This is a genomic window from Flavobacterium chungangensis (assembly GCF_042654045.1).
GTDB classification, from domain to species: domain Bacteria; phylum Bacteroidota; class Bacteroidia; order Flavobacteriales; family Flavobacteriaceae; genus Flavobacterium; species Flavobacterium chungangensis.
Genome location: NZ_JBHSFY010000002.1, coordinates 45,604 through 58,344, shown reverse-complemented (window position 1 = coordinate 58,344; position 12,741 = coordinate 45,604). Strand labels below are relative to the sequence as shown.

General features: G+C 33.3%; 16 protein-coding genes. 13 read left to right on the top strand and 3 right to left on the bottom strand.

The window, feature by feature from the left end:
• Positions 1 to 21 precede the first annotated feature (21 nt).
• The 13 genes from ACFO3N_RS03365 to ACFO3N_RS03305 all read left to right on the top strand — a co-directional run bounded on the left by ACFO3N_RS03365 (position 22) and on the right by ACFO3N_RS03305 (position 9,525).
• The gene (locus tag ACFO3N_RS03365) at positions 22 to 432 is read left to right on the top strand and encodes a hypothetical protein (protein WP_379795229.1); all 411 of its coding nucleotides are present in this window, start codon (positions 22 to 24) and stop codon (positions 430 to 432) included.
• A gap of 4 nt (positions 433 to 436) precedes the next feature.
• Positions 437 to 649 (top strand): ArsR family transcriptional regulator, encoded by a 213-nt coding sequence (locus ACFO3N_RS03360; RefSeq protein ID WP_379795228.1) that lies wholly within the window; start codon positions 437 to 439, stop codon positions 647 to 649.
• 79 nt (positions 650 to 728) lie between these two features.
• Complete coding sequence (locus ACFO3N_RS03355) at positions 729 to 1,097, top strand: nuclear transport factor 2 family protein (protein WP_379795227.1); 369 nt, start codon at positions 729 to 731, stop codon at positions 1,095 to 1,097.
• Positions 1,098 to 1,227: 130 nt separating this feature from the next.
• Positions 1,228 to 2,268 (top strand): serine hydrolase domain-containing protein, encoded by a 1,041-nt coding sequence (locus ACFO3N_RS03350; protein WP_379795226.1) that lies wholly within the window; start codon positions 1,228 to 1,230, stop codon positions 2,266 to 2,268.
• Between the two features lie 5 nt (positions 2,269 to 2,273).
• A complete protein-coding gene (locus tag ACFO3N_RS03345; protein ID WP_379795225.1) occupies positions 2,274 to 2,696 on the top strand; it encodes a DUF1801 domain-containing protein in 423 nt (140 codons plus the stop codon).
• A 1-nt stretch (position 2,697) separates the two neighbouring features.
• Complete coding sequence (locus ACFO3N_RS03340; protein WP_379795224.1) at positions 2,698 to 3,801, top strand: MBL fold metallo-hydrolase; 1,104 nt, start codon at positions 2,698 to 2,700, stop codon at positions 3,799 to 3,801.
• A gap of 157 nt (positions 3,802 to 3,958) precedes the next feature.
• Positions 3,959 to 5,083 (top strand): lactonase family protein, encoded by a 1,125-nt coding sequence (locus ACFO3N_RS03335; RefSeq protein WP_379795223.1) that lies wholly within the window; start codon positions 3,959 to 3,961, stop codon positions 5,081 to 5,083.
• Between the two features lie 107 nt (positions 5,084 to 5,190).
• Positions 5,191 to 5,712, top strand: a complete 522-nt coding sequence (locus ACFO3N_RS03330; RefSeq protein WP_379795222.1) for a GNAT family N-acetyltransferase — start codon at positions 5,191 to 5,193, stop codon at positions 5,710 to 5,712.
• An 88-nt stretch (positions 5,713 to 5,800) separates the two neighbouring features.
• Positions 5,801 to 6,382 carry an LOG family protein gene (locus ACFO3N_RS03325; protein WP_379795221.1) on the top strand — a complete coding sequence of 194 codons (582 nt, stop codon included), beginning with the start codon at positions 5,801 to 5,803 and terminating at the stop codon, positions 6,380 to 6,382.
• 106 nt (positions 6,383 to 6,488) lie between these two features.
• Entirely contained in the window at positions 6,489 to 6,956 is a 468-nt protein-coding gene (locus ACFO3N_RS03320) for an SRPBCC family protein (RefSeq protein ID WP_379795220.1), read from the top strand.
• A 257-nt stretch (positions 6,957 to 7,213) separates the two neighbouring features.
• Complete coding sequence (locus ACFO3N_RS03315; protein ID WP_379795219.1) at positions 7,214 to 7,582, top strand: iron chaperone; 369 nt, start codon at positions 7,214 to 7,216, stop codon at positions 7,580 to 7,582.
• A 6-nt stretch (positions 7,583 to 7,588) separates the two neighbouring features.
• Positions 7,589 to 8,272 carry a 2'-5' RNA ligase family protein gene (locus tag ACFO3N_RS03310; RefSeq protein ID WP_379795218.1) on the top strand — a complete coding sequence of 228 codons (684 nt, stop codon included), beginning with the start codon at positions 7,589 to 7,591 and terminating at the stop codon, positions 8,270 to 8,272.
• Between the two features lie 116 nt (positions 8,273 to 8,388).
• Positions 8,389 to 9,525 carry an acyltransferase family protein gene (locus ACFO3N_RS03305; RefSeq protein ID WP_379795217.1) on the top strand — a complete coding sequence of 379 codons (1,137 nt, stop codon included), beginning with the start codon at positions 8,389 to 8,391 and terminating at the stop codon, positions 9,523 to 9,525.
• Here ACFO3N_RS03305 and ACFO3N_RS03300 read toward each other — a convergent pair.
• Genes ACFO3N_RS03300 through ACFO3N_RS03290 form a run of 3 tightly spaced genes read right to left on the bottom strand, consistent with a single transcriptional unit; the run spans position 9,496 to position 12,483 of the window.
• On the bottom strand, positions 9,496 to 9,861 hold the full coding sequence (locus ACFO3N_RS03300; protein WP_379795216.1) for a VOC family protein: 366 nt from the start codon (positions 9,859 to 9,861) through the stop codon (positions 9,496 to 9,498). The two genes, ACFO3N_RS03305 and ACFO3N_RS03300, sit on opposite strands and share 30 nt — an antisense overlap.
• Positions 9,862 to 9,864: 3 nt before the next feature.
• Positions 9,865 to 10,323: a hypothetical protein gene (locus ACFO3N_RS03295; RefSeq protein ID WP_379795215.1), complete on the bottom strand. Its 459-nt coding sequence runs from the start codon at positions 10,321 to 10,323 to the stop codon at positions 9,865 to 9,867.
• 12 nt (positions 10,324 to 10,335) lie between these two features.
• Positions 10,336 to 12,483 (bottom strand): cation:proton antiporter, encoded by a 2,148-nt coding sequence (locus ACFO3N_RS03290; RefSeq protein ID WP_379795214.1) that lies wholly within the window; start codon positions 12,481 to 12,483, stop codon positions 10,336 to 10,338.
• Positions 12,484 to 12,741: the final 258 nt, after the last annotated feature.

The window sequence follows — 12,741 nt, the reverse complement described above, 5'->3', positions numbered from 1 at the left end:
GTTAGGTAAAAAACGAAAATCATGAATCCATTTTTAAGAAATACTTTGGCTGTAATTGCAGGTCTTGTAATTGGCAGTATCGTCAATATGAGCATCATTTTAATAAGCGGCTCTATAATTCCAGCACCAAATGGTGCAGACGTTACTACTACTGAAGGTTTAAAAGCAACCATGCATTTATTTGAGCCAAAGCATTTTCTTTTCCCATTTCTGGCGCACGCACTCGGAACTTTTGCAGGAGCATTGACAACCGCTGTTGCTGCAATTAAACACAAAACAAAACTGGCTTTCGGCATTGGAGGTTTCTTTTTATTTGGTGGTCTTGTTACAATTTTCACTTTACCTTCTCCACTTTGGTATGGTTTAGTTGATTTAGTTTTTGCTTATATTCCGATGGCATATTTGGCTTCTAAAGTTGCTGTAAAAAAATAAAATCATGGAAAATCAAAAAAAAATAAAACCAGCCAAAAAATGCTATGAACATCTTGGCGGTAAATTGGGAGAATTGCTTCTAGAAACATTTGTCGACAAAAAATGGATTGCCCAAAACAATCCCACAGAGAAGCATTTTTACATAACCGAATTGGGTAAAAAAGAGTTTAGTAAACTTGGTATGGATCTTAACAAAATAAAATCGGAAGCCATTTAATTTTATAAATTTCCTTTTCTTTTCTACAAAATTTATAGCACTTTATTTCATAACTTAGTTTGCTTTTAAATCTTGAATCATGACTAAGAAAGAAATCGCTAAAAACTTCCTGAAATTGGCAGCAAAAGGACATTCTCACGAAGGTTTTCGATTATATGTCGGAAAGAATTTCAAACATCACAACGCGTACTTCAAAGGCGATGCAGACACCTTAATGCTTGCCATGGAAGAATCTGCTAGAACAAATCCGAATAAGATTTTTAAAATTCATCATATTCTAGAAGATGGAAACTTGGTTGCTGTACATTCACATCTTAAACAAACGCCTTCAGACATTGGTTTTGCCGTTGTGCATATTCTCAAATTCAAAGACGACAAAATCGTAGAACTCTGGGATTTAGGGCAGCCTGTTCCAAAAGATTCTATTAATGCAAATGGAATGTTTTAAATTTTGTTTCACGTTTCAAGTTTCAAGTTTCAAGTTTCAAGTTTCAAGTTTCAAGTTTCAAGTTACCTACAAAACGTGAAAACTGAGAATTGAAAATTGAACCCTTAAAAAATTCACCACTAACAATCAAATGAACTTCATCGCCAAAATTTCCTTATTAACAATTCTAATTTTCACTTCTTGCAATTCATCGGCACAGAAAAAAGAGGATTATAAAAAAAGTATCGACAGTATACTTCAAAATTCTAATCCAAAATTTAATGGTGTGATTTTGATTTCGCAAAGCGGAAAAACATTGTATTCTAAAGCGCAAGGCTTTTCTAATTTTGAAACTAGAACACCTTTGAAAATGGATACTCAATTTGAAATCATGTCCAACAGTAAATTAATTGCCGCCGTTTTGCTTTTGTTGGAAGTAGAAAAAGGAAAAGTAGATTTGAATGCTCCAATCAAAAAATACCTGCCAGAGCTTACGCAAACTTGGGCAGATTCTGTAACAGTTCATCAGCTTTTAAATCACTCGCACGGAATTATCGATTTACAAAAACCATTGGCTTTTAAACCGGGAACCGATTTTAAATACGGAAATCTAAGTTTTAATCTGGTTGCAAAAATTGTGGAATTCAGCTCTAAAAAAAGCTATAGAGAGGTTGCTGAATCGCTTTTTAAAAAATTAAAAATGAATCATACTTTTTGTTATTCAAAAGATAAAGAACAAAATCTGGCGGCGGGTTATTATAATGTGAAAAATCAGGTGGAAGCTGATACATCAAGACAAATCACAGATGAAACTTTAGGTGCAGACGGCATTATTTCAACCGTTTCTGATCTTGCTATTTGGAACAATAATCTTCATAAAGGAAAAATATTAAAACCCGAATCGTATAAATTATTAACTAAAAACACCATTTTATCTCAGCATAATTTCTTCGGAAAAGAAAAACAACCTTATGGATACGGAATTCGAATTGTAGAAGAAGAATCAATTCAATATCTTGGACATACAGGATTAGGAGACGGATTTTCTGGTGTAAATTTGTATTTCCCAGAAAGCGATGTTAGTCTGATTGTTTTAGAAAATCAAATGCCTGAAGATGCTAATTTATTTTATGCTTCTGAATTCAAAATCAAAAACATCCTTCTAAAAAGCGATTTATTAAGTAAAAAGTAAACCAAATGGCAAAAAATAAAACTACAGAAACTCAAAACAGTGTTACTGATTTTATTAACGCTGTAGAAAATGAAGTTAAAAGAAAAGATGCTTTTGAACTTCTTAAAATAATACAGGAAACAACCGGTTTTGAACCCAAGATGTGGGGACCAAGCATTATTGGTTTTGGAAGTTATCACTATAAATATGACAGCGGACATGAAGGCGAAGCACCATTAGCTGGATTTTCGCCAAGAAAAACAGCATTGACCGTTTATTTCTATTTGCCAGAAGAAAAAAGAGAAGAACTTTTATCGAAACTAGGAAAACATACCTCTTCAAAAGCTTGCATTTACATCAAAAAATTGGCTGATGTCGATATCGAAATTTTAAAAAAGATAATTTTGCTTTCTACTCAATACACTCAAAAATTATATCCCTCAAAATAAAATGATTACATTCTTAATTCTAGTACTTTTAATACTGTTTGCCCTTTACAGATTTCTTCAGCATCCAAAATTTGGAAAAGCTCCTTCTGGCGAAAGATTAACTTTGATTCAAAATTCGCCTCAATATAAAAACGGAAAATTTGAAAATCAATCTTTTACACCCGACCTTGCAGAAGGAGAAAGTATGGCTGGGGTTTTGTTTGAATTCTTTTTCAAAAAAGTAGAAAGAAAAATTCCAACCGATTTGATTCCGTCTGTAAAAACCAATTTGCATCAACTTTCTCTTGATCAGGATATTTTAGTTTGGTTTGGACATTCGTCTTATTTTATTCAGTTGGAAGGAAAACGATTTTTAATTGATCCCGTTTTTAGTGGAAACGCCTCTCCTATTCCTGGCACAACAAAATCTTTCAAAGGTTCTGATATTTATTCCGTCGATGATCTCCCAGAAATTGATTATTTATTGATTACACACGATCATTATGATCATTTGGATTACGATACGATTTTAAAATTAAAACCTAAAACAAAAAAGATTATCACCGCTCTTGGAGTGGGTTCACATTTTGAGTTTTGGGGATTTCCATCAGAAAAAATTATTGAAAAAGATTGGTACAGCACCATCAAATTAGATGAAAACCTGACGATTCATACTACGCCATCAAGACATTTTTCTGGCAGAAGTTTTAAAAGATGCAATACACTTTGGACTTCTTTTGTTTTGGAAACTAAAAATTTTAAGATGTATTTGGGAGGCGACAGCGGTTACGATTCTCATTTTGCTGCAATTGGTGAAAAATATGGGCCTTTTGACATCGCTTTATTGGATAACGGTCAATACAATGAAAAATGGAAATACATTCATAATATGCCTGAAGATGTGATAAAAGCAATGAAAGACTTGAAAGCAAAACGCGTATTTCCGGTGCATTCTTCTAAATTTTCGCTATCACTTCATGCTTGGGACGAACCTTTGAAAAAAGTAACCGAATTGAATAGTTTGTCTGAAAATCCGATTCCTTTAATTACACCAATGATTGGCGAAATCGTTGAATTGAAAAATGATAAACAAGAGTTTAAACAGTGGTGGAAAGGGGTTAATTAATCATCAATTGTGAATTGTTAATTGTTAATTGTTAATTGTAATGTCACCCTGAGCGAAGTCGAAGGGCGCTCCAATTGGCACTTGGGCTTCGACTTCGCTCAGCCTGACAACGAACACAGCACTTGAAACTTCAAACCTGAAACTTGAAACCAAAAAAATGAAACCAAAAATATACTATTTCGCAATTGCATTTCTATTAACAATAAACCTATTTTCTCAAAATACCTACGTCTTTTTAGGATCGTATAATCGTGATAAAACAGCAGAAGCTATTCAAGTTTATCAATTGGATACATTGAGTGGTAAATTAACCAAATTTACTTCTGTTAAGAATGTTGTCAATCCGTCTTATTTAACGTTATCTCCAAACGGAAAATACATTTATGCCTGCACAGACACCAAAACTCCAAATGCAGGAAGCGTAAGCAGTTTTGAATTTAATCCGTCGGCAAAAACATTGACTTTTTTAAACAGTCAGCGAAGTGGTGGCGAAAATCCTGTTTATGTCAGCGTGCATAAAAACGGAAAATGGCTTGCCAATGCCAACTATACTGAAGGAAGCGTTTCGGTTTATCCGCTCTTGGAAAACGGTAAAATCGATTCGATTGCTCAGAATTTTCAATATAGGGACGGAAGCGTAAATAAAGACAGGCAAACTCGATCTCATGTTCATTCGGCAGTATTCTCTCCTGAATGCGATTATTTGTTTTTACCCGATTTAGGAGCCGATAAAATACGCTGTTATGCATTTGATGAAAATCTAAAAAAGCCTTTAATCGAAACTAAAAATCCGTTTACGAAAACCGATTTGGAAGCTGGTCCGAGACATTTTACTTTTCACCCCAATCAAAAATGGGGCTATTGTATTGAAGAAATGGCGGGGCAAATAAGCGTTTACAATTACGAAAATGGTGTTTTAAATAAAATTCAGCGTATTGCGACGCATTCCGATAAAATAAAAGAGGGTTTTGAAAGCTCTGATATTCATATTTCACCCGATGGTAAATTTTTATATGCTACAAATCGTGGAAAAGAAAACAATATTGCGATTTTCTCTATTGACGAAAACGGTTTGCTTAAAAGCATTGGCTATCAGTCTACTTTAGGAAAACATCCTAGAATTTTTGCAATCGACGAAAGCGGTAAATTTTTAGTTGCTTCGAATGTGCTAACAGGAAATGTGATTGTTTTTAAAAGAGATTCTAAAACTGGATTATTAAAGAAAATAGGAAAAGAGATTAAAATGGAAAACGTTTCTTGCGTGCAGATAAAACAGATTTGATTTTTTTATTTCACGCAGATTTTGCTGATTATAGCAGATTTTATTTCTTGCTTTATTTTTTACATTCTGTCTAATTAGACAAAAACTAATCATAAAAAACCAAAAAAATGGAAATATCAAATTTCAATTTACAGCCCGATTTCTTAGAAAATGAGATTTCAAAGTTAATTCCGTTAGAAGAAAAACATTTTGAGGCATTATTTGAAGCCGCTTCCGATCCGTTAATTTGGGAACAAAATCCAGCCAAAGATCGATATAAAAGAGACGTTTTTAGAACTTATTTTGATATGATAATTACAAAAAGTCCGTTCTTAATTCTCGATAAACAAACCAACGAAATAATGGGAACAACGAGTTTTTACGATTACAATCCAGAAAAATCGAGCGTTGGAATTGGCTACACTTTTATTACCAGAAAATATTGGGGCGGACCTTATAATAAATCAAACAAAAAATTAATGATTGATTATGCTTTTCAGCATGTTAATTCGGTACTTTTTCATATCGGATCAGAGAATTTCCGTTCCCAAAAAGCCGTTTTAAAACTCGGAGCAGAAAAAATCAATGAACTGACATTTACTGTTAATGGTCTAGAAGTGCCGTATTTTGAATATGAATTGAAGCGATAATAGTTTGCAGTTGTCAGTTACAGTTTTCAGTTTCTACATAACTTCTAACATTTAACTTCTAACACACAACCTTTCACAAAAAAGAAAAATGAAAAGAATAACTGTATTCTGTGCTTCAAGTTTTGGTACAGAAAAAATTTATGAAGAACAAGCCATTTTAGTTGGAAAGACATTGGCCGAACAAGGTATAGAATTGGTTTACGGCGGAGCAAACGTTGGTTTGATGGGCGCTGTGGCAGACGGAGCTTTAAACGCCGGCGGAAAAGTAATTGGTGTGCTGCCTAATTTTTTAAGATCTAAAGAAATTGCTCATCTAGGTTTAACCGAATTAGTTTTGGTGGAAAGCATGCACGAAAGAAAAACCAAAATGAATGATTTATGCGATGGCGTAATTGCGCTCCCTGGAGGATTTGGAACTCTAGAAGAACTTTTCGAAATGCTGACTTGGGCACAATTAGGGCTTCATAAAAAACCAATCGCTATTTTAAACATAAATGGTTTTTACGATTCGCTAATAGCATTACTGCAAACCATGACCGAAAAAGGATTACTGAAAGAGGTTAATCAGAAAATGCTTTTAGTAAGTGATTCTATTGATGATTTATTGCATCAAATGCAAAATTACACTGCGCCAACGGTCGGAAAATGGATTGATAAGAAAAAATTATAAATTGTGAATTATGAGTTAAGACTTACCTATTCAGAATAAAAACTACAAAATTTAGAGTTATATTTACATTTCCTTCTTTACATACAACTAATTGACTTTAAATAAAATGAAAACAGAAAACAACAAATATGCAAAGGCCGAAATGCTGATAAGAAAACCTGTTTCAGAAGTTTTTCAGGCTTTTATTGATCCTCAGATTACAAGTAAATTTTGGTTTACAAAAGGATCTGGAAAATTAGAAGAAAATAAAAAAACAGAATGGACTTGGGAAATGTATGGTTTTTCGCTCTCGGTTACGACAGTTGTTCTTCAAGAAAACAAAAAGATTGTAATTGAATGGGGAAATCCAGATGAAATTACTTTGGTAGAATGGGTTTTTAGTCCGTTGAATGAAAATGAAACTTTTGTTAGTATCATCAATTCTGGTTTTCATGGAGACACCGATAAAATAATCGATCAGGTTCGTAATTCGACTGAGGGTTTTACTTTGGTTTTGGCTGGAGCAAAAGCTTATTTAGAGCATAATTTACAATTGAATCTAGTTTTGGATCGCTTTCCTAAAGGTCTTGCTTGATTGCATGATTTAACCGCAAAGTGTGTGCATTTATTTTTTACCGCAAAGAGCGCAAAGGTTACGCAATGTACGCTAAGTTTTTTAAGAATTATTAAAATGAAAAGTTCGCAAAGTTTTGTGTCTATAAAGCTTTGCGAACTTAAAATATAGATTCTGTTAAGGTTCTTAATTAAAATACCTTAGCGAACTTTGCGGTAAAAATGAAAAACACTTTTTAAAATTTTGTACTCCAATAGGAACTTGAAAAAACAAAAAAAATGGAAACAAAAAAACCAGAAAACATAGATGAATACATTGGCGGATTTCCTAATGATGTTCAGGAAATTTTGGAAACAGTTAGAATGACGATTCAGAAGGCGGCGCCAGATGCCAAAGAGAAAATAAGTTATTCGATGCCCGCTTTTGAACAAAACGGTATTGTTGTTTATTTTGCTGCTTTTAAAAACCATATTGGACTTTATGCATTACCAAGCGGACATGTTGCTTTTGCAGAAAAACTTTCTAAATATAAATCTGGAAAAGGATCTGTACAATTTCCATTAAAAGAGGCAATGCCTTATGACTTGATTACTGAAATTGTCAAATTTAGAGTCAAAGAAAATCTGGAAAAAGCAAAAAAGAAATAAACCACAATGAATTTATCCCAACATTACGACCAACTTTACAAGTCATCTTCTGAAATCATTTCGGCAGGAAAATATGCTATTGATTCTGAACTTAAAAATGAATCTGATTCTCGTTTTGGAATCACGTTGCTTATTCGCCCAAATGATGAAATTAAAGCTAATATACAGTCTTTCCTAAACGATTTGAAAAAAGCCGAACCTGAGCAATATTTTTACCCAGATTCAGACATTCATATTACTGTTATGTCGATTATTTCTTGTTCTTCAGCTTTTACATTAGATCAAATTTCACCGAATGAATATATTGAGGTAATTTGCAGAAGTCTTGTAGATGTGGAAAAAATTCAAATTCAGTTTAAAGGCATAACCGCTTCTCCGTCTGCGCTTATGATCCAAGGATTTCCAAGTGACGAAACACTGAATAATTTACGAAATAGACTTAGAGAGAATTTCAAAAATTCAGGATTACAGCAAAGCATAGATAGCCGCTATTCTATATCCACGGCGCATTCAACTATAATGCGTTTTCAGGAAAAGCTCCATGATCCGAAAAAACTAATAGAAATAGCAGCAAAATTTCGTGATTATGATTTCGGAGAATTCGAAGTTAAAAATTTAGAATTGGTTTACAATGACTGGTATCAGCGTAAAAATACAACGCGCGTTTTAGGTGATTTTGGATTGAGATAATTTACTTGAAACCAGAATAAATTTTGTTAATAAAAACTTCTATTTTCAAGATTTAAGCTTTACAAAATACATCTACCTTTGAGTTCAAAATAACCAAATTTAACAAACTTAAAACGGTGGATAAAAAACTTTACGGCCTAGATCATTTACGTGCTTTTGCAATCTGTTTTGTTTTTTTATTTCACTATCAAGTTCCCGTTTTTGATTATCCAGAATGGCTTCCTGCAATTGCTAAATTTGGCTGGACAGGAGTCGATTTGTTTTTTGTTTTAAGTGGTTTTCTAATTTCTTCTCAGCTGTTTTTTCAAATTAAAAATGGCATCGAAATTTCGTTTAAAGACTTTTTTGTAAAACGCTTTTTTAGAATTCTGCCTGCTTTTTGGTTCGTCACAGCAATCTATTATCTTTTTCCTTTTTTTAGAGAAAGAGAAGCGCTTCCTCCTTTATGGAAGCTACTCACTTTTACTCAAAATTTTGATTTAAACCTTCAAGATTTTGGTGCTTTTTCGCATGCTTGGTCACTTTGCGTAGAAGAACACTTTTATCTTCTTCTGCCTCTATTTCTGTACTTTTTGCTCAACACAAAATTCTTCAGCAAATCCTATTGGTTGCTAATTATCTTTATCTTGTTAGGATTTGTTATTCGATTTTATAGCTGGGAAAAATTATATATTCCAGTAATTGAAAATGATAATTCTTGGCTTTATTGGTACAAATATATTTACTACCCAACATACAATCGCTTGGACGGACTTTTGATCGGGGTTGCAATTGCAGCTTTTTATCAATTTCTTCCTGAATTTTGGAATAAAATCTCGAAATACGGAAACCTTTTACTAATAATTGGACTTCTAATATTGTTTGGTGCTTATATTCTTTGCATTGAAGAAAGATCTTTTTACGCATCGCTTTTCGGATTTCCAGTAATTGGGCTCGGCTATGGTTTTGTGGTTATGGGCGCAATATCTCCTGAAAGCGTTTTATACAAATGGAATTCTAAAACCACTACTTTTATTGCAGGGCTTTCGTATGGAATTTATTTAACGCACAAAGGAATTATTCATATTACGCAGGAATTTCTCGCTTCTTTACACATTGATACCAGTAGCACATTATCAATGTTAATTTGCATTCTTACTTGTGTAGGAGCCGCATATCTACTGTATCAAATAATTGAGAAGCCATTTATGAAATGGAGAACAAGGTTTTTGAGTGAGAAAAAACTATTGCTTGAATTTCCCAAAATGCCATAAAACACCAGACGGATCGTGCAGAAAACATTCGCTTCCCCAATCTAAATATTTTATTGGAGTCAGTTTTACTCCTTCAAATTTTTCAGGAAGATTTAAAGCTAAAAGTTCGCTGTAATAACGCTCCACATTATCCACTTCCAGAAAAATCATAGTATTTTCAATCCAACTTTTATCATAGTAATCTTGAAGATAAAAAGCGATTTCTGCTGTTTTAAAAACCGAAAAATTAGATTCTAAGACCGTTTCTTCAAATCCTAAATCGCGATAAAAACTTCTTGAGATTTCAAAGTTCTTAGCACCTATAAACGGTCTGATAGATTTAGCTCCGTGATTCATGTACTATAAATTTATGTCGTTATAATAAATTAAAAACCATTTATTATCGATCAGTTTAAATTGTCTTTCTACTTCAAAACCACTGTCTGGAATCCAAAACTTTTCTGTGATTAAAGTGTCTGTTTTTACTAACGAATGCTGGTATTCCTCAATTTCTGTTTTTTCAGCAACAGGAATTACTTGAAACTGCCAATTCTTTCTTGTCCAATTGTATTGCTCAAAACCAGAAACATGTTTGCCTTCTATCGGAAAATCAACTCTTGAAACTTGAAAAAGAGAATCAGAATGGAATTTTTTATTGAACTCGTCAAAATTCTCAGGCAATTCTTTTTTTATAGGTTTTGCAATGCTATCACTTTTAATAGCAATTTCAGAGTTTGATTTCGTCTCTTCTTTTACTTTATTACAATTTACAGAAATAAAAGCGAAAGCCAAAACAGGCAAAATAGTAGCGATTTTCATGAAGATTAGATTTTAGCTTTTCTTCAAAATACTTCCCAAACCGCGTCCAATTTGTTCTATTGCTTCGATACCTTTTGCCAAAGGCGATGCAGTAAAATCTTCGTAAGCATCCATTGCACTTTCTTTTCTATCGTCTTGCGGATAAACAAGCATTACATTGTTGCTATCGAAATATTTTTCAAATTTCGTTGGCAATTTATCAAAGATAGACTGATAGGAAATAGAACCTTTTCGAGATAAATTGACAACTACCAAATCGGTTGGTTTTATTTCACCAGAAATGCTTTCAAAATCTTCCCAATCCGAAACATTTTTAAAACCAAATTTGCTGTTCAGTTTTAAATGAGAAGCAATTTGCTGAATAGCCTGATAGGTTCTTTCTTCGCCGTAAATCACAATCGGAATACTTAATTCCTGTGCCAAACGACTCACTTTTTGCATTAACAAATGAAAACCAATTCCTCTTTCTGAAAATGGCGGACAAATGAAAACCAGTCTTTTTTCTTCAATAAAATTCTTTTGAAACCTGCAGATAAATAAAGTCTTATCTACATTATTGATAATCGAATCAACATTTTCTCCAAAGATTTTATCAATAAATCCTGTTTTCCTTGGCCAGCCCACTATCACAATATCCGACATGATTTCTTTAGAAGTTCTTGCAATTCCGCTCGCAGGATTGTGATCGATTCTGGCAATAGTATTAATTTTTACTTCTGAAGCCGATCCTTGAATTACAAATTTATCGGCGGCTTTTCTGTATTTTAAAATGTTCTTTTCCGCCTGATTATTGTTTGGAACGATCGTCAATAAAGTAACCGGATTCGATGATTTTTTATCTTTGATCAAAAGCGCAAAATCCAATAAACTTGCTGCAGCAGAGGATTTTGCCAACGGAATCAAAATATGTTCGTCTAAGATCTGATCTCTGTCTGCGTCTTCATGTGAAATTTCTTCTTCGCAGATGGCAATTTTTTTCGCTGCTTTTTCAGTTGCAAAAGAAGCTACAATACATGTAATCAGAATTAGAATAATCGTTCCGTTTAAAATGTTTTCGTCTAATATTTTTGCTTTAAATCCGACCAAAATTACCGCCAAAGTTGCCGCGGCGTGCGCACTGCTCAATCCAAAAATAAGCTGTCTTTCTGTTCTTGTGTATTTAAAAACAATTTGAGTAAAAAACGCTGCAATCCATTTTCCAAATATCGCTACAACGCTCAAAGTTCCTGCCACTATTAAAGCTGTTGGTCCGCTCAAAATAACGCTTACATCAACTAACATTCCCACAGAAATTAAGAAAAACGGAATAAATAACGAATTCCCCATAAATTCAATTCTATTCATCAAAGCCGAAGAATGCGGAATCAGCGGATTCAAAGCCAAACCTGCAACGAAGGCTCCGATAATTGGCTCTACTCCTGCTACTTCAGCCAAGAAAGCTGCAAAGAAAACGACAGAAAGCACAAAAATATAATGGGCATGCTTTTCACTTTCTAACTTCTTAAAAAACCATTTTGCTACACGAGGGATAATCAAAAACATTATAGCTGAGAAAATTGCCAATGAAATGATCAATTTAACCCAAAATGCCTGATTTAGATTTCCCTGACTGCTTCCCATAATTACTGCCAGAATAATCAAAACGGCAGTATCTGTCAAAATAGTTCCTCCAACCGTAATGGCAACAGCCTGATTTTTAGCAATTCCTAATTTACTCACAATCGGATACGCGACCAAAGTGTGTGTAGCAAACATACTTGCCGTTAAGAAACTCGCATTAAAATCATATTTCAACAAGTAAAAGCAAACAGGAAATCCTATTGAAAGCGGAAGAATAAAGGTAAAAAAGCCAAAGAGCAAACTCTTATTTCTATTGGCTTTAAACTCGTTCATATCCAATTCTAAACCCGCAATAAACATGATATACAAAAGCCCGATTGTAGAAAATAAATCTACTGCAGAGTTTTTTGCCAGAATATTTAAGCCATGCGGACCAATGATAACCCCAGAAATAATAAGTCCGATAATTCCAGGAATGTTTATTTTTTTTAGTAAAATGGGACAAAGCAGGATTATAAATAGTATTAATGAAAAAATCAATACTGGATTGCTTAGCGGTAATTCGAATTCTTGTAATAGATGTCTGAAAAATTCTATCATATGGTAACTTTATCTTCTTGTGGCATTATCATTTGTAAAAAGACGTTTTCAGAATTAAAACAAAATCCATGAAGTATTAATAATAAAGAATCGAGTAATGCAACTCGTTCTTGTACAAAAATACCGAAAAAACACTAACTTTTTACGGAAACTGCATATTAAGGTTTTAAATTTATTTCGTTGCCGAATTATTAAATTTTAATATTTATTTTAACAAATACGCAAGATTAACATTAAAAAAGAAATCATCATTGCATT

What these genes read in the sequence shown, in the direction of transcription:
- ACFO3N_RS03350 (WP_379795226.1), top strand. Translation starts at nt 1,228, where the DNA reads ATGAACTTCATCGCCAAAATTTCCTTATTAACAATTCTAATTTTCACT.
- ACFO3N_RS03300 (WP_379795216.1), bottom strand. Translation starts at nt 9,861, where the DNA reads ATGAATCACGGAGCTAAATCTATCAGACCGTTTATAGGTGCTAAGAAC.
- ACFO3N_RS03355 (WP_379795227.1), top strand. Translation starts at nt 729, where the DNA reads ATGACTAAGAAAGAAATCGCTAAAAACTTCCTGAAATTGGCAGCAAAA.
- ACFO3N_RS03325 (WP_379795221.1), top strand. Translation starts at nt 5,801, where the DNA reads ATGAAAAGAATAACTGTATTCTGTGCTTCAAGTTTTGGTACAGAAAAA.
- ACFO3N_RS03335 (WP_379795223.1), top strand. Translation starts at nt 3,959, where the DNA reads ATGAAACCAAAAATATACTATTTCGCAATTGCATTTCTATTAACAATA.
- ACFO3N_RS03365 (WP_379795229.1), top strand. Translation starts at nt 22, where the DNA reads ATGAATCCATTTTTAAGAAATACTTTGGCTGTAATTGCAGGTCTTGTA.
- ACFO3N_RS03345 (WP_379795225.1), top strand. Translation starts at nt 2,274, where the DNA reads ATGGCAAAAAATAAAACTACAGAAACTCAAAACAGTGTTACTGATTTT.
- ACFO3N_RS03360 (WP_379795228.1), top strand. Translation starts at nt 437, where the DNA reads ATGGAAAATCAAAAAAAAATAAAACCAGCCAAAAAATGCTATGAACAT.
- ACFO3N_RS03340 (WP_379795224.1), top strand. Translation starts at nt 2,698, where the DNA reads ATGATTACATTCTTAATTCTAGTACTTTTAATACTGTTTGCCCTTTAC.
- ACFO3N_RS03295 (WP_379795215.1), bottom strand. Translation starts at nt 10,323, where the DNA reads ATGAAAATCGCTACTATTTTGCCTGTTTTGGCTTTCGCTTTTATTTCT.
- ACFO3N_RS03290 (WP_379795214.1), bottom strand. Translation starts at nt 12,483, where the DNA reads ATGATAGAATTTTTCAGACATCTATTACAAGAATTCGAATTACCGCTA.
- ACFO3N_RS03310 (WP_379795218.1), top strand. Translation starts at nt 7,589, where the DNA reads ATGAATTTATCCCAACATTACGACCAACTTTACAAGTCATCTTCTGAA.
- ACFO3N_RS03330 (WP_379795222.1), top strand. Translation starts at nt 5,191, where the DNA reads ATGGAAATATCAAATTTCAATTTACAGCCCGATTTCTTAGAAAATGAG.
- ACFO3N_RS03315 (WP_379795219.1), top strand. Translation starts at nt 7,214, where the DNA reads ATGGAAACAAAAAAACCAGAAAACATAGATGAATACATTGGCGGATTT.
- ACFO3N_RS03320 (WP_379795220.1), top strand. Translation starts at nt 6,489, where the DNA reads ATGAAAACAGAAAACAACAAATATGCAAAGGCCGAAATGCTGATAAGA.